9 protein-coding genes are annotated in these 16,753 nt (G+C 72.5%); 6 read left to right on the top strand and 3 right to left on the bottom strand.

Translation table 11 applies throughout. The annotated features are described in order from the left end of the window. Positions 1-18: 18 nt before the first annotated feature. Together WME89_RS29305 and WME89_RS29310 are read left to right on the top strand one after the other, a co-directional pair. Positions 19-1,893, top strand: coding sequence for a DUF885 domain-containing protein (locus tag WME89_RS29305; RefSeq protein ID WP_438002991.1), 1,875 nt, complete (start codon positions 19-21; stop codon positions 1,891-1,893). A gap of 125 nt (positions 1,894-2,018) precedes the next feature. Further along, positions 2,019-2,249 (top strand): hypothetical protein, encoded by a 231-nt coding sequence (locus WME89_RS29310; protein ID WP_438002992.1) that lies wholly within the window; start codon positions 2,019-2,021, stop codon positions 2,247-2,249. A gap of 7 nt (positions 2,250-2,256) precedes the next feature. Here WME89_RS29310 and WME89_RS29315 read toward each other — a convergent pair whose 3' ends face one another. Further along, complete coding sequence (locus WME89_RS29315) at positions 2,257-2,781, bottom strand: hypothetical protein (RefSeq protein ID WP_438002993.1); 525 nt, start codon at positions 2,779-2,781, stop codon at positions 2,257-2,259. Between the two features lie 418 nt (positions 2,782-3,199). On the opposite strand from WME89_RS29315, the gene WME89_RS29320 reads away from it, so the two are divergent. Then, positions 3,200-7,126: an RHS repeat-associated core domain-containing protein gene (locus tag WME89_RS29320; RefSeq protein ID WP_438002994.1), complete on the top strand. Its 3,927-nt coding sequence runs from the start codon at positions 3,200-3,202 to the stop codon at positions 7,124-7,126. A gap of 149 nt (positions 7,127-7,275) precedes the next feature. Continuing rightward, complete coding sequence (locus tag WME89_RS29325) at positions 7,276-9,363, top strand: hypothetical protein (RefSeq protein WP_438002995.1); 2,088 nt, start codon at positions 7,276-7,278, stop codon at positions 9,361-9,363. 123 nt (positions 9,364-9,486) lie between these two features. On the opposite strand, the gene WME89_RS29330 is transcribed toward WME89_RS29325, so the two are convergent. Then, entirely contained in the window at positions 9,487-11,154 is a 1,668-nt protein-coding gene (locus WME89_RS29330) for a di-heme-cytochrome C peroxidase (RefSeq protein WP_438002996.1), read from the bottom strand. 772 nt (positions 11,155-11,926) lie between these two features. Here WME89_RS29330 and WME89_RS29335 point away from each other — a divergent pair. After that, the gene (locus tag WME89_RS29335; RefSeq protein ID WP_438002997.1) at positions 11,927-14,569 is read left to right on the top strand and encodes an RHS repeat-associated core domain-containing protein; all 2,643 of its coding nucleotides are present in this window, start codon (positions 11,927-11,929) and stop codon (positions 14,567-14,569) included. A gap of 1 nt (position 14,570) precedes the next feature. Here WME89_RS29335 and WME89_RS29340 read toward each other — a convergent pair whose 3' ends face one another. Further along, positions 14,571-15,677 carry a hypothetical protein gene (locus WME89_RS29340; protein ID WP_438002998.1) on the bottom strand — a complete coding sequence of 369 codons (1,107 nt, stop codon included), beginning with the start codon at positions 15,675-15,677 and terminating at the stop codon, positions 14,571-14,573. A gap of 94 nt (positions 15,678-15,771) precedes the next feature. Between WME89_RS29340 and WME89_RS29345 the strand changes: the two genes are divergently transcribed. Then, positions 15,772-16,686, top strand: coding sequence for an alpha/beta hydrolase (locus WME89_RS29345; protein WP_438002999.1), 915 nt, complete (start codon positions 15,772-15,774; stop codon positions 16,684-16,686). Positions 16,687-16,753: the final 67 nt, after the last annotated feature.

Here is a 16,753-nt window from a genome sequence, read left to right on the forward strand (position 1 = left end):
CTGTGCAAGAGGTACGCGATGGCCATGCGCGCCCTCCACCGCTTCGCCCTCCTTCCGCTGCTCCTGGCCGCGTGCGCCCGCGACGCGGCGCCCCCCGCCGCCGCGCCGGCTCCCCTGCCCGCGCCCGCGCCTGCCGCGAGCGCCGCGCCTGCCGCGCGCGCCGCGCCTGCCGCGCGCGCGGCGGCCCAGCGGCTTCCGGCGTGGGTGGTGCGCAGCAACGAGCACGCGCAGGTGCTCCTCGACGTGCTCGCCAGGTTCTCGCCGGAGCACGCCGGCTCTCTGGGTGTCGAGCGCGCGGACACGGAGGTCACCGATCTCTCGCCGGGGGTCGAGGCGCGGGAGCGCGCGGCCTACCGCGCGGCGATCGTGGAGCTCCAGAAGCGGCGAGAGTCAGAGAAGGACCCGGCCGTCGCCGAGGATCTGCAGATCCTGCTGGACGCCGCGGACCGGGCCGTGCGCGGCTCCGAGCTCGACGAGAAGCACAGGGTCGGGTACGTGCACGCCACGGGGCTCGTCTTCGAGGGCATACTGAGCCTGCTCGACGACCGGGTGGCCCCGTCGCGGCGGGCCGCGGCCCTCACGCGGCTCCGGCGCTACGCCGGCATGGAGCCGGGCCACGCGCCCATCGCCGAGCAGGCCAGGGCGAGGCTCGCTCAGGAGCTCGGGAAGCCCGGATTGCTCGCCCCCTCCAGGATGGAGATCGAGCGGCACCTCGCCACGAACGCCAGCGTGCGGGAGGGCATCGGCGAGCTCTTCCGCAAATACGGTATCAGCGGCCATGAAGAGCCGCTCGCGACGCTGAACCGCCAGCTCGAGGCGTACGACGCGGCGCTGCGCAAGGAGGTGCTCCCGCGGGCGCGGACCGACTTCGCGCTGCCGCCGCCGCTCTACGCGTTCGCGCTCGAGTCGCACGGCGTCGAGCTCCCGCCCGCCGAGCTCGTGCCCCTGGCCCACGCCGCCTTCGACGATCTGAAGGCGCAGATGCAGAAGCTCTCGGTCTCGGTCGCCAGGGCGCGCAAGCTGCCGAGCGCGGACCACCGCGACGTCATCCGCGCCCTGAAGAAGGAGCAGCTCGTGGGCGAGGCGATCTTGCCGCATTACAAGGAGCGGCTCGCCCAGATCGAGCAGATCATCAAGAAGGAGCGCCTCGTCTCCTTGCCCGAGAGGCCGGCGCGCATCCGGCTCGGCACGGCCGCCGAGAGCGCCGAGTCGCCGGCGCCGCACATGCGGCCGCCGCGGCTGCTCGGCAACCAGGGGGAAGAGGGGGAGTTCGTGCTGCCGCTCAGCCTCCCGGGCCCCCCCGGCACCAGGGACGAGCTGCGGAAGATCGACGACTTCACCCACGCAGCGGCGTCGTGGACGCTCACCGCCCACGAGGCGCGCCCCGGACACGAGCTCCAGTTCGCGTCGCTCGTCGAGCGCGGCGTCTCGATCGCCCGGGCCGTCTTCGCGATGAACAGCGCCAACGCCGAGGGGTGGGGCCTGTACTCCGAGGCCATCGTGCTCCCGTTCATGCCGCCCGAGGGCCAGCTCGTCTCCCTGCAATGCCGCCTGCTGCGGGCCGCGCGCGCCTTCCTGGACCCGGAGCTCCAGGCCGGCAAGATCACGCCGGCGGCCGCGCGCGCCTTCCTGGAGAGCGAGGTGGTGGTCTCGGCGCCGTTCGCGCAGTCCGAGGTGGAGCGCTACACGTTCCGCGCGCCAGGACAGGCGACGTCCTATTTCTACGGCTTCACCCGGCTGATGGAGCTCCGGGCAGAGGTCGAGTCAAGGATGGGCGCTCGCTTCGACGCGCAGCGGTTCCACGACTTCGTGCTCGCCCAGGGGATCCTGCCGCCGAAGCTGCTGCGCAAGGCGGTGCTCGAGCGGTTCGTGGGGGCGCAGCCGGCGCCCTGAGCGAGGGACCAGGAGAAGACGGAGGTCCGGCGCGATCCAGCGCGGGAGCCCCCTTGCGGCGCGCCTCGACGGCGCCAGTTGCCGTGGAGGGCACGAGGACGCGCGAGGACGCCGGAGGAGGACCCATGGAAACGAACGACAAGGCGGCGGAGGAGCGACGGCCGGAAGCGCCCGGCGGCGCGGCCGCCGGGCCCGAGGAGGCCGAGGAGCGCACCCCGGAGACGCCGCTCGACCGCGGGGGCGCGCTCTCGCCGCGCGAGGCGACGGACGCACCTGCAGAGCCGGTGGACGAGGCGTCGGACGAGTCGTTCCCGGCGAGCGACCCTCCGGCGTGGACGCCGGGCCACTCCGGCTGAGCGCCGATCACGGCTCGGAGACGTTCCCCTCGATCCACCGGCGCGCGCTCTCGGCGGTGAGCTTGAAGTCCGGGGGCACCCTGGCCTGCGTCACGGTCTCTCCCGCCGCGTCGTACACCGTGAGGATGGCGTGGGGGTCGTCCTCGTCGGGCACCACGTCGAGGTCCACGCGCATCCGCGCGCCGCCCTCGACCACCGTCGTCACGCTCCGGTGCAGCTGCGCCCGGCGCTGCTGGGCGTGGCGCGCCATCACCTCGTTCGCGGTCTTCACCAGGGTGGCGAACGCGCTCGCGTCGAGGGGCTTCGGGTTCTTCTTGTCGCGCCCCATCGTCCACGGCCCGACCAGCGAGGGCTCGCTCTGGCCGTCGCACGTCATCTCGACGGCCCACCCGTCGTCGTCCTCGTTCTTGATGACCCGCGCCGTCCACCCGCTGCCCTTCCACAGCTTCGGGTCCTGGTCTTCCGGGCGGAGCCGGCGCTCCTGCCCCGCCTCGTCGTGCGTCTCGTCCGTGTCGTCGTGCGTCGTGTCCATGGGCGCCCCGGTGTACCCGCTGTGCGCGCGGCGCGTCCACCCCGTCCAGCGCCTCCCGGTCATTTCCTGTCAGCCCGCGGCGCCTCCCGATCGGCCGCCGCGGTGAGCGTCAATCCCCTGGCAGGCTAGCGGCTCGACCCCGCCTGCCGGGCTGACGGCGCGGATGGCCGCGCACCGGCCGGCGCTCCCCGCTCTCCTCTCCAGCGGCGGCGCCGCCTCGCACCGCGGATGACGGGCGCTCGTCACAGGGCGTTCAGATACTCTACCACACGTCGCCGGCAGCTCATCCGCGCACGCAATGAGCGCGGCCCCGCCGCTGGACCCCTCGGTGACGTCGTGGTACGCGCGGGTACGTCAGCATACGGGGGGAGTGATGGCCCGAACAGCACCAGTCCCGAACATCCCAGCGATTCCCGGCATGAATCCTGGCGTCTTCGTCATGGGAGGCGGAGGAGCCGGGGGAGGCGGTAAAGCCGGCGCCGATGGCGCCCAGGGAGATGGTCAGGGCGGCAACGGCGGCAACGGCGGCAACGGCGCAGGCAACGACGGCCGCAGCGCCTGCGGCAGCGGGCTTGGCAACCAGGGCGGATGCCCGAATCACCATGGCTCGCGCACAAGCCCGGGCGTGTCCCGCGGCGACCCTGTCGATGTGGCTACCGGGCACGTCATCACCGAGCCCGTGACCGACGCGCGCCTCGCTGGCCCCCTGCCCTTCGCGCTCGTCCGACAGTACCGCAGCGCCTTCCGCGATCACGATGTTGGCCTGGGGTGGGGATGGTCGCACTCCTTCGCCTGGCGCATTCGCGAGAGGCGCCGCACCGTGGTCGTCAGCACGGCGGCTGCGACGCAGGTGACGTTCGAGCGACCCGTCGAGGGCAAGGGGGTCATCGGCTCTGCGGGCTGGGTACTCGCACACACCGCGTCCGCCTGGGTGCTGGACACGAACGACGGGCTCATTCGAGAGTTCATCGCAACCGATACAGCCGGCGTTTTTCGCCTTGTCTCGATCCGTGACCGTCACGGCAACACCCTCCGACTCACCTACGATGCCGCCGGTCGGCTCTCCGAGATGACCGACGCGGTCGGGCGGCGCATACGGCTGAACATCGACGCGTCGGGCCGGATACGCGGCGTCCTGGTGAAGAACGCCGCCAGCCAGGGGCGCTGGATCACGCTCGCGACCTACCTCTATGACGAGCGGGGCGACCTCACCGTCGTCGCGGATGCCGAGGGCTGCCAGACCCGGTATACCTATGACGAGCACCGTCTCGTCTCCACCGCGCACCCGAACGGCGTCACATTCTACTATGTGTACGACGCGCAAGGGCGCTGCGTCGAGACATGGGGCCGCCTGCCGGAGGGCGACGAAGGCTACCTCGCACCGGGCATCCCTGGCACGCTGGCAGACGGCACGACAGCCGCCCGAGGGATCCATCATTGTCAGTTCACCTATGGCCCCGACGGCTACGTGGAGATCGTCGACTCCGTGAAGCTCCAGCGGGCCTTTGTCGACCCGAATGGCCGGCTCGAGAAGATCGTGGATGGTCCGGCCGTCTACTCGCGAACCTACGACGACATCGGCATGCTCACGTCGTTCACCGACCCGAACGGCGCGACCTGGCGCTTCCAGCGCGACGGCCGCGGGAACGAGCTCGCTGTCACCGACCCGCTCGGCGCGACGACGTTGATCGAGCGGGATCCGAGCGGTGATATCCGCCGGATCACTGGGCCGGTGGGCGAGATCACCGCGGTGACGCCGCGGCCTGATGGGCTCTCCTGGACAGACCCCGTCGGCGCCACCTTCGATGTGCGGCTCGATGCGCGCGGGCTCGTCACCGAGACGACCGCGCCGAACGGGGCCACGATGCGGTTCGTCCATGACGAGCTAGGGAACCTCGTGCGTCGCACCGATCCGCTCGGCGCGACCTGGACGATGGAGTACGACTACCTCGGCCGCTGCGTCGCGGCGACGAGCCCCACCGGCGCGCCATTCCGCTACGACGTCGATCTGCGCGGCCGGTGCCTCGCGATTCGAAGGACTGTAGGCTATCACCGCTTTGATTACGATGCCATGGGCGCGCTGGTCGCCGTCACGGACGAGGCTGGCCGCACGACGCGTTTTGTTCGACGCGGACTCGGCAAGCTATGCGGAGTCATCTACCCCGACGGCAGCGCGATCAGCCTCCGTTATGATCGCGAGGGACGCCTGGTCCACGTGGAGAACGAGCTCGGCGAGGTCCACCGCTTCGCGCTGAACAGCCAGGGCTTGGTGACGAGCGAGACGTTCTTCGATGGCCGCGTCGTCTCCTACGGTCATGACCTGTGTGGCCGGCTCACGACCATGAAGGATGCGAGCGGCGATCTGACTGAGTTCGTCTACGATGCCGCAGGACACCTCGTGGCACGGCAGTACGCCGACGGCGCGGCGGACAGGTTCGAGTACGACCTTTCCGGCCGCCTGATTGGCTGCGATTCGGCCGGGGCGCGCGTGGACCTGGAGCGCAACGCGGTGGGCTGGGTGACGAAGGAGCGCGTGCAGAGCGGCGATTTCACCTCCGAGGTGATCACCGCGTACGACACGATGGGCAACGCCGTCGTGCAGAGGAGCTCGCTCGGCCATGAGGCGCGCTTTCTGCGCAATCTCCGCGGCTGGGCCGAGCGCGTGCACCTCGACGGCGCCGCCGTGGCCTTTGCCTACGACGTCGTTGGCCGCCCCGTGCGCTGCGTCCTGCCAGCCGGCGGCGTCGTCGAGACGGGCTACGACGCCAACGACCGGATGACATGGCGCGCGGTACAGAGGCCCACCTCGGTGCCGATCGTCGGCCCGGGAGAGCCGGACTGGGTGGGCCCCAAGCGACCGGGCGTGGTGCTCTCTCAGCAATACCAGTATGCGCCCGCGGGTGAGCTCGTCTCGTGGATGGACAGCCTGCGCGGAGAGACACAGGTGGAGTACGATACCCGCGGTCAAATGGTCGCGTGCATCCCCGACCGAGGGCGCAGAGCGCTCTTCGGCTATGACGCTGCGGGCAACGTGTTCGAAGGCGGCGAGCGCGCCGCCTGCCGGTACGGTCCGGGCAACCGCCTCCTTCAAAAGGGCGACACGATCTACGCCTACGATGGGTGCGGCCGCCTGGCCGAACGGCGTACCCGCTCGGAGCAGGGCGACAGGTTCACGCGGCTCACGTGGACGACAGGCGGGCAGCTCAGCGCCATCGATATGGACGACGGGACGCGCGTGGACTTCGCGTACGACGCATTCTCGCGGCGGACGAGGAAGGTCGTGACCCGCGCTGGCGACGGCGGCCGCGCGGAGCGGACAACGCACCGCTACGTCTGGGCAGGTGGAACGCTGCTTCACTCCCTCATCGAGCGAGACGGCAGGGTCCTTGAGCGCCGAACCCACGCGTTCGACGAGCTCCGGGGTGCGCCCTGGGCGCAGAAGATCGAGCAGGCGCACGACGACGTGATGGTCGGTGAGGGCTGGCAGTTCGTCCTCACCGATGACGTCGGCACACCGGAGCGGATCCTCGCCGGCGACGGCAGCGTGGCCCGGGAAGTACCCCAGAGCCCCTGGGGGGCGGCCTCGAACGCCACCTCGTTCGGCTTCCCCGGACAGGTGCACGACCCGGAGACGGGCCTCACGTACAACCGGCACCGTTACTACGACCCAGCTGTGGGGCGGTACATCAGCCCGGATCCGCTCGGCATCTACCCTGATCTGAACACCTATCGCTATGCCGGGAACGATCCGTTCAATGGCAGCGATCCCGAGGGGCTCTCGGGGTCGCGGATGACCTCGAACGTCGCCGGCTTCGGCGGCGGGCCCATCAGGACGCAGAGCGGGCAAGCGCCCCGCCGCGAGGACCCGGCCATCAATGAGGCCGTCAACAACGCCGTCGCCGGGCGGAGCGATCTGGCGGCGAACCGAGGGTGCGCGGAGGTGAACGCGCTGCACGAGATGGCGCAGCGGATTCGGGATCAAGCGCGCGAGCGCAGAGAAGGCGAGCTGAGCAACGAGGACGTACGCACGCGGCTGCGGGAGGCGTTCCGGAACGGGGCGACGATCACGACGACGGACGAGAATGGCAACCTCGTCAACCCGTGCCCACGCTGCGCGCAGATCTTCCGCGAGCTCGGGCTCCATCCGCAGAACATCAACCTGCCCGGCGAGTCGCCCACGCGTGGAGGCGTCGTCGGGCCGCCCAACCCTCACCCGCGCCGCGGCGATCTGGCGCCCCCATTCCCGGGCGGCTGGGATGGGGCCCATGTGCATGTGAAGGGCGGGCCCTCGAGACGGGGAGCCAACACGAATCGCTCGAACACACCGCCCTTTCGGGGTACCTGATGGCGACCATCGCCACATCCGCTCGGTTCGGTCGCTTCGCGCGATGGCGCGCCGCGCTGCCTCCGGCACCTCCGCCGGACTGGCCGGAGCTCGCTGCCTGGCTAGCCGGCACGGCCCCGCTCGCGGCCGCCGTCGGAGCGCCTCGCGCCTTGCGCACCGAGCGCCTGCTGCGCTGGCTCGAGGCGCTCGACGGCTGGAGCGTGCTGTTCGTGCCCATCGGGCGCGCCTTCGGTACGGCCCTCGAGCGCGAGCACTTGGCCGGCCTTCACGACTCCCTGGCCGAGCAGGCCGGGGAGTCGCCGCAACCGCTGTTACACCCGACAGCGCTGCGGGACCGCGTGACCGAGCTGCTCGCTTTCCCCGAAGTCATGAGGCCGGGGCAGACGTTGCTGGTCCTCGACGGGCTCGACGAGGCGCTCGACGGCGCCCCGCGCCTCTTGATCGAGGCGCTCGCCGAAGGGGCATGCGCGGCCGGCGACGAGGGGCCGCCGCTGAGGGCGCTCGTGACCGCGCGGGACCAGCCGTCCCTGGCGGGGCTCGTGTCAGCGGGCGTCCCCACGATGCGGCTCGACGGCGGCACGCCAGCGCTGCTCGCGGCGCTGCATGGCCCGGCCGATGCGCTTGCGATGGCGCCGTGCATGGATGCGCCGCTTCCGGCAGGCGCGACGTCGCTCGCGGAGGATCTCGCGATGGCCGCGCAGCCGCTCGATGACGCGCGGCGCGCGCTCGTGGCGCGATGCCTCGACGAGCGGAGAGCCGCCGATGATGTGAGGCCGTCCGCCTATACCGTGCGCTACCTCCGCTCTCACCTCGTCTCGGGTTTTCGCGCGGGCGAGGCGGAGCCTTCGGACGTCATGTCGCTCGTGAGCCCGGCGTGGCTCCGGTGCTGGTCGCTCGAGCCAGAAGGGACCGCCGGCTTCCTGTCCGATGTGGCGGCGATCCGGCGCGACGTCGCCGCCTCGCGCGCTATCGCAGAAGAGCTGCGCTGCGCGCTCGTGGAGGCAAGCGTGCTCGACGCGACGACGAGCGCGCTCGAGGCGGCAAGGCGGAAGGGCGGAGACAGGGAGGAAAGAGCGCGCGCGCTCGCCGCGCTCGGTATCGAGGCGACCACGGACGTGCGGGAGGCTCTGCTACGCTTGGCGGAGGCCGAGCTGGGAGCTGCGGAAGACGTCGAGGCGTTCGCAGAGCTGGCCCGGGCGGCGGCTGGAGAGCGCCGAGAGCGGTGGGCCCTTCGGGCGATCGCAGCGGTGGCGCACGACGATGCGGCGAGCCCGCTGGAGCGTTCGGAGCTTTCCCTGGAGATGGCGAGCCTCGCCGGCGCCGAGGGCGCCCCCGCCGCACGCGCGGTGTGGGCATCCCTCGATCCGGGCGAGCGCGGGGCGTCACTGCCGCGCGCGAACCTGTCCGAGGAGATCGCGCTGCTGCTCTGGGCAGTCGAGGCGCAGCGGGCTGAGCCGGCGCCGCTCGACGTGCGCGCGTGGCTGGCGCGGGCGCTTCCCTCCGGGGAGCGGCGCCGGGCCCTTCGGCCCTTGAGCGAGGAATGGCTCTCGACGCTGGCACAGGGCTACGACGAGACCACCGCGCGCGCTGGTCTCGCTCTCTTGCCGTGCTGGCCCGAGGAGCTCCTCGACCGGGTGGTGCTGGCGCTGCACGGCAGCCCGGGCGAGGCGCGCTCGACGCTGGGACCAGCGCTCTCGGGCCGGCTCGCCGCAGCAGGGCGCGCGGCCGAGGCCGAGGGCTGGGCTGCGGCGCTGGCCGAGCCCTACCGGGGCCGCGCGCGCGTCGCGCTGCTCGCGGCGCTGCCACGGAGCGAGCGCGAGCAGCGCGCAGACGCGGCGCTGCGCGCGGCGCTCGACCTGCCGGAGAACCTGGCGCTCGCCGAGGCCTTGCAGGTCGCCGAGCACGCCTCGACGGCGACGCGCGAGCAGGCCGTCACCGAGCTCGGGCGCCGCTATCTCGCGCTCCCGGCATCGCACGCCGAGCTCGGCTTCGAGCTGGCCCGGCGGCCTAGCGGGCTCCCACCCGCGGTGGCCCGGCAGATCCTATCGAGGTTGCTCGACCACCTCATGCACGGCCGGCTGCCATTCCACCGCGCGCGCTTTCTGTGCTCGACCGAGGGAGACCTGCGCGCGCTCGCGCCGCTCATCCGTGTCGCGGGGGGCGACGCGGCGCTCGGCGCGGCAGGAGCCGAACTCGTCGAGGTGGCGCGGGCGTTCCCTGCCCGGTCCGACGACTGACCCGCGCGTCCGGAGCTCCTGCGCGAGCGCGGGCTGCACGGGGTTCGGCATCGATTCAGCTGGAGTCGCCGCGTGGAACGCTCGCCCCCTTCGCGCTCGGCCGCCGAGCGCCCCCGCCGCTCGTCACAGCGTCTTCAGGTACTCGACCAGATCCCAGCGCTCCTCCTCGGTCAGCGCGGGCCCGATGACGCCCTTCTCGCGCGGCCCGTCGCGGTACTCGTGCCCAGCGTTGGAGTTGCCGATCAGGTCCGTCACGAGCTCGAACCCGCCCTGGAAGGGCTCCACGCGCACGCCGACGCGCCTCGGGTCGAGCTCCGTGCTCCCGAGGTAGAACCGCTTCGAGCGCCGGTCGGCCGGCAGCAGGAGCTCGTACAGGCTCGGGACAGAGCCGTTGTGGAGGTACGGCGCCGTCGCCCAGATCCCGCGCAGATCGCGCGCCTTGTACGCGAGCGGCGCGCGCCACACGTTCGAGCGATACCCGTCCCACGCGAGCCGCTGCTCCGGGGACAGGCCGTACGCCTCGTACTTCGTCTCGCGGATCGCCTGCGTGCCGAGCGCGAGCGCCCGCGCCATTCCCATCCTCCCGAGCCCGAGCGCCCCCAGATCCGCCGTGCGCTCGTTGAAATTGACGGCATCGGTGGGGTCGGTGCCGATCTCGTCGAGCGGCGACATCATCGCCGTCCGGAGCCGCTTGCCGTGCTCGTTCGGCGGGGTCAGCCCGGGCTCGTGGCACTTCGCGCAGTGCGCGCTGTAGAGCAGCCTGCCGCGGGCCGCCCGCTCCTGGTCGATGCGGTCGAACAGGTGCTCCGGCCAGCGCGGGGCGCGGAGCTTCTCGACCTGCTGCTCGAGGAGGTGCAGGTCGTCCACACGGATGCTCGACTGGACATGCACCCTCGTCCCCTGCGACTCCGGGACGAGCTGCGTGTGCGTGCCCACCCCGAGCGCCTCCGCGATATTGCGCGTCATCGGCTGCATGATGGACCCGTTCCATTGCACCCAGTCGTACGTCGGCGCGTCCCAGAGATGAGGGTAATCGACCGGCGCGTTGGTCGCGCGGAGGCTCTTCGGGTCGAGCTGCCCGAGCAGCAGGTTGCCGGCGCGCCCGAGCGCGTCCAGCCTGCCGAAGCCCGCGACCGTCGCGTGAGCCCCCCCGCCCCCGGCGAACGCTTGCAGCCGCGCCCCCTCCAGCATCTTCTCCATGTGCGCGCGCAGGGCGCGCACCGAGGCCTCGCCGCGATCGTCCTTCAGCACCGCCCTGGCGAAGCGATCCAGCTTCTCCGGCGTCTTCAGGGTGCGGTCGAGCGCGCCGAAGACAGCATCGGTGAAGGCGACGACATCGATGTTCGCCGGGCCGCCGTCGATCCGGATCTTCGCCCCGCGGTAGGAGATCTGGCGGGTATGGCATGTCCCGCACGTGAACCCGACGTACACCTCGCCCGTCGCGGCGTCGACGTCCCTGGCGAACCCCACGGGGAGGCGCTCCTGGTTGCTCTTCGAGCCCGGATCCTCGATGAAGCCATAGCGCGTCACATAATCGCTCTCGACGAACCGCGCCGCGCTGTCCTCGCGCTCGAGCGCGAGGAACCACGAGAGCGGCAAGAGCCTGGTCCCCTGGGAGGCACGGTAAAAGATCCGGCGCTCCTCGTCACCCCACCCCTGGTCGAGGTACACGACATCACCCGCGCGCGGACCGCGCGGGCCGTGCGGGCCGTGCGGGCCGTCAATCGCGTGCGCGCAGCCCGACGCCGCGAGCAGCGCGAGCGCGAGCGCGCCGAGCTGGATTCCCCACATGACTGCCCCCCTTGAATTGCCAGATTCACCCGACCGGCGACGAGCTCCGCCGTCTTCGCGCGCCGGTCGCCAGCGCCGCACGTCGATGTGCGGCGAGCGCGCATCGCCCGATCGGCTGCATCGAGCACGACAGGCCTCATCCGCGCGCCGCCGCGGTGTCCCCCGGAATGCCGCGCGGCCGGCGCGACACCTACACAGGGAGCGTACGACGACACAAAGCCGAGTCAAGCGCGCGGCCAGCGCAAGCCGCGACTCCGGAGCTCCGATGTTTTGGACGTGCGCTGCGCGGGCGGCTTCTCAGGATCTCGGTCCTCGTCGATGAGCCGGAGATCGCGACAGGGCGCCGCCCGCGCCGGCGCTCCAGCAGCGCCGCAGGCTCGGAGCCCGCCGGGACTCCGGCAGGCTCGCGCTGCACCACAGAACTCCCGGGGACGCTCCCACCAATCGATTTCATTCCGTCAAGAACATATTATCACCGCGGTGCGAGCATGGCGTCGCGCTGGCGATTCGCAAGAAAACCGCGGGGGCGGTTCCCATTGCGAGCATGAAGATCGGCATGCGACCCTGAACCCGCAATGGCCAAGGTCACCGCTCTCGGAATGGACACCATCACAGAGAAGTCCGGTCACCAGATGACCGGCATGGCGGTGAGCGTGTGCCTGACCCCCGCGGCGCCGAGCCCCCTGCCCATCCCCTATCCGACCATGGGCACGGTCGCGGAAGGCATCAGATCGGCGGCCGCGGCGCCTCCGCGGCAAAGGGCCTCTTCCACGTGAAGATCGCCTATGGCCCGGGCCCTTTCGCGTCGACGGTCACCGACGCCACGGGCGGCGTCCACCGCTATCACGGCAACGCGCTCGGGCTGGTCGAGCGGTACGTCGATCCGCTCGGCCGCGCGACCCGCCTGGCGTACGACGCGGGCGGCCATCTCGTCAGCGTGCAGGACGCCATGGGCTACGTCGACCACACCCGTCACGACGCCATGGGCAGGCCGCTCACGTCGACCGATGTCCTCGGTCGCCAGCTGCGCTTTCGCCGGGACCCGCAGGGCAACGCGATCGAGCTCGTCGACCCGGCCGGCGCGGTCTGGAAGATGGAGCACGACGCGGCTGGCCGGCTGGTGCAGCGCACCGATCCGTCGGGCGCCGTGACGCGGTGCGAATACAACGCCCGCGGGCGCGCCGTGCGGACCTCCGGGCCGGGAGGAACGGAGGAGACACGCTACGACGCCCACGCGAACCTGATCGAGCGGATCGGCGTGCGCGGCGAGACATGGCGCTACACGTGGGATCTGCTCGGCCTCCCGGTGCGCCTCGAGACGCCCACCGGCGCGGCCTACGCGCTGTCGTACGACTCCAGGGGCGAGATCGTGGAGGTCGTGGGGCCGCACGGGCGCCGCACCGAGCGCCAGTTCGACGCGCGCCGGCGGGTCGTCGCCGAGCGGCACCCCGGCGGCGGGGTCACCACATCGCGCTTCGTTGGAGAGGCGCTCGTGGAGCGCTCGTTCGCCGACGGCTCGCGGCTCAGGTGGGGATACGACGCGATGCTGCGCCCGGTCTGGATCGAGAACGCCGCGGGAGAGCGCCACCTGTTCGACTACGACGCGGCAGGCCAGCTCGTGCGCGAGCAGACCTTTGCCGGGCACGAGCATCGTTACGAGTACGACCTCCTCGGGCGGTGCGTCGCGAGGACGGGGGCAGACGGGCGCGCGCTGCGCCGGGGCAAGGGCGGCGTCATCGAGCAGCTCACCGTGCACGGCGAGGGCGGCGTCATCGAGCAGGCGCTCGCCTTCGAGCACGGGCCCGAGGAGGTCGTGCGGCGCCTCGACCGCCGCACCGGCGTCGCGATCACCCGCGATCGCCTCGGGAGGCCGGTGCGCGTGCGCGCGATCGGCGAGGGCGGCGCGTCGATCCGCGAGCGCGCGTTCGAGTGGGCACCCCAGCCGGGCGTCGCGACCGTCGTGGACAGCGCCCACGGGCGCCGCAGCTACCATCTCGACGCGAGCGGCCGCGTCCGGCGCGCGAGCGGCCTCGGGGTGGAGGAGAAGTACGACCATGCAGCCCAGGGGACGCCGATCGCGGGCAGCGAGGGCGCGGCGTCCGTCGGCCGCGGCGGCCGCAAGCGCACGACCGGCTCGGCGCGCTTCGTGTGGGACGCGAGCGGGCGGCTCGCGCAGCGCCTGAGCGGCTCGCCGGCGAGCTCGTGGACGTACGTTTATGACGGCGAGAGCCGGCTGAGCGAGGCGCGGCGGCACGACGGGTTCATGATCCGCTTCGTCTATGACGCGTTCGGGCGGCGCCTCGCCCTCCTGCGCAGCGACGGGACGAGCACCTGGTTCGGATGGGACGGCGACTCGGTGGTCGAGGAGCGGCCCGGCGCGGGACATGCCGTGCGCCGGGTCTTCCGGGAGGACGGCTACACGCCGATCGCCGAGCACGAGGGCGAGGCTGGCTGGCGGCTCGTGGCCACCGACGCGGCCTCGACGCCCTGGCTCTACCTGAGCGCGGACGGCGCCGTCGCGTCGCTCGATCTCGACCCCCTGGGCAACGAGGTGAGGGTCGAGGGTCGCGTGGGCCTGCTCCGGTTCGCGGGCCAGCGCGCCGACGTGGAGACCGGCCTCCGGTACAACCGGCACCGGTATTACTCGCCGGAGCTCGGGACCTTCCTTACGCCGGACCCGCTCGGACAGGCCGGCTCGGTGCACGACATCGGCTTCGTCCCCAACGCGACCGAATACATCGATCCGCTGGGGCTCATCATCATCATCGGCTACACGGCCAATGACGACCACCCGGACGAGCACGGGCGAGGCGAGACGCGCCGCGCCGCCATGGAGCGCGCGGCGGCCACCGGACAGCAGGTGGTGCGCGCCGACCAGCTCCGCGGTCCACACAACCCGGGCGGCCTCTCCCTCGAAGGCGAGACGCACGTGGAGGTCGTCACGCATGGCTCGACCCGCGGCGGCCAGGTCACGTTCCAGAACGGGCAGCGCAACTGGTCGAGCGGCCGCCAGCTGGGCGAGGCGCTGAACCAGGCGGGGCTACAGCCAGGCTCGGAGGTCGTCGTCGTGGCCTGCAATGCGTCCACGACCCCCACGGAGCGGCCGAGACAGAGCGTCATTGCGGGCGTGAACCAGGCCACGGGCTGCCCGACCTCGGGGCCCTCGGGGATCGCGTATGTCCGCCCCTACGGCCAGCAATACTGCGGTGTTTGTCCGCCGACACCGGGCGCGGGGGGGTCGGTGGACCTCACGGACGGGCAATGGGATCGCGCGACGGGTCCGCGCGGCGGCACGCCCACGGTGAGCCAGGTCAGCACGCCCAGCACGCAGCACGCCGATTCGTGGCACGATCCCACGGCGCCGACCGGGCGCGGGTCGCACGGCGGCTTCCCGGGCGTGCCGCACCAGGACTGATTCAACGGGCTTCCGGCGCCTTCGCGAGGACATCGACGTTCTCGACCCATGCCGCGAAGACAGGCAGCTTGCTGCGCCGGGCGAGGACGAGGACCAGGAACGGGAGGGCGCAGCTGAAGCGCCGCGGGGGCGACATCAGGCCGAAGGAACGGGACGGCGAGGGGGCGAGTGCGCCCCCGTCGTCGAGGCGAAAGCGAATGACCTGCTCGAGAGGGCCGAGGCGAGCGCGCCCGAGGGACGGGCTCTCGATCAGGCGGTCGGCGAGCTCGCTCGAGCGCGCGGCGCACGCGATGTCGATCACCGGCATGAACAGGCCCTCGTCGGCGGAGAAGCGCGCGCGCGGGTGCGCGTCGTCTTCTCGAAGAAGGGAGAGCGCGCGGTCGATCGTGCGCCCGAGCGTCGATCCGGCGGGCAACGTGGCCACGATGACCCTGACTCCGGGATCGGCCGCGCGGAGCTCGATGACGAACTGGTTGTACGCGGCGTCGATCCCCTCGTCCGACAGCTCGTCGAGCTCATCGTCGGTGTAGCGCGGAAAATGGATGAGCGCCTGCGTGGCTCGCGTGTGCCAGACGGGCTCCGGCTCGCCGGGGCTGCACCACACGCCGAAGCAGGGGACCTGGGTGCCGTGGTGAGAGCGAGGGAATGGAGCGCGGGCCAGCGGCGGATCGAAGCGCGGGTGCATCGCGAAGCCGCTCCGCAGAGCGATCCGGTCCGGGCCCGCGCCTGCCGGCGCGCCGAGGGGCCAGTCCACGCCGAAGAGACGGCGGCTCTCCTGCTGGAGCTCCCCGGCCGAGCTCGCGGCGAGCGGCCCGGCCCAGGCGGCCCAGTACGCCGGGTCCAGGGTGGTCTCGTCGATGGGGCTCGCGCCGAGCGCTTGCGCGAGGGGCGCCGCCGCCTCGCCGGTCCCCGCCGCCTCGCCGGCCCCTGCGGGCGCGATCTCGAGGGGAGCCCCTGCCAGCTGGACGAGCCGCTGCCACGCGATCGCGCTCACGCCGGCCCACACGAGGCTCACGCCCGGCCGGTGCTCGACGTCGAGGTGCGGGCAAACGCGCACGCGCGCGTCCGGCGCGTCGTCGTGGCAGACGGCGAAGGCGGTGGGCGGCATGGCCACCAGGGTAGTTCAAGCGCGGCGGCTGGTCAGGACCGCCGAGCCCGCCGGCGCGGCTGGTCGGCCGCCGCGGAGCTGCGACACTCCGCGCATGCTCCTCCCCCGGCGCCCCTTCCTGGCCCTCTGCGCCGCCGCCCTCGCCCCGCGCGCCGCCCTCGCCGACCCCGCCGGCGCCGCGCCGCCGCCGCCCGCCCCTGCCCCGCCGTCCTTCGAGGTGCGCGACCTCCAGGTCCCCGGCGACCGCGCCCTCGGCCGGCGGTTCACGCTGCTCGTCCCGAGGCACCTCGCCCCCGGCGAGCGCGTGCCGCTGCTCGTGCTCCTCCACGGCCTCGGCGAGACGGGCGACGAGCGCCTCGGCGCCTTCGCGTGGCTCGAGCGCTACGGCCTCGGGTCGGCCTACGAGCGGCTCCGCCGCCCGCCGCTCGCCCGCACCGCGCGCCGGCAGGACTGGACCGACGCGCGGCTCGCCGAGGCGAACGCCGCGCTCGCGGCGCAGCCGTTCCGCGGCCTCGCGGTCGCGTGCCCCTTCACGCCCAACGTCCACAAAGCGCCGAACCCCTCCGCGGCGCTCGACGGCTACGCGCGCTGGCTCGCGGACGTCGTCCTGCCGCGCGCCCGCGCCGACGCGCCCGTGTTCCAGGACGCTGCCCGCACCTCGCTCGACGGCTGCTCCCTCGGCGGCTACGTCGGCGTCGAGGTGTTCCTCCGCAGGCCCGAGCTCTTCGGCGCCTGGGGCGGCGTGCAGTCCGCCATCAGCGCCCACCGCGCCCCCGCGTACGCCGACCGGCTCGCCCGGGCCGTCGCCGCGGCCGGTCCGCGCCACATCCACCTGCTCACCAGCAAGGGCGACCCGTTCCACGACGCGAACGCCGCGCTCGCCTCGCAGCTCGCGAAGCGCTCCGTCCCTCACACCCTCCGCGTCCTGCCGGGCCCGCACGACCAGCCCTGGCTCCGCGAGGCCGGCACGATCGAGATGCTCCTCTTCCACGACCGCCGCCCGCGCTGACCCGGCGCCGCGCGCCGATCGTATTCCCCGAGGAGCCCGGCTCCCTGCAGGAATGCGCCCCCGTCGA

Origin of the sequence: Sorangium sp. So ce321 (assembly GCF_051530195.1) — a bacterium.
Taxonomy (GTDB): domain Bacteria; phylum Myxococcota_A; class Polyangia; order Polyangiales; family Polyangiaceae; genus Sorangium.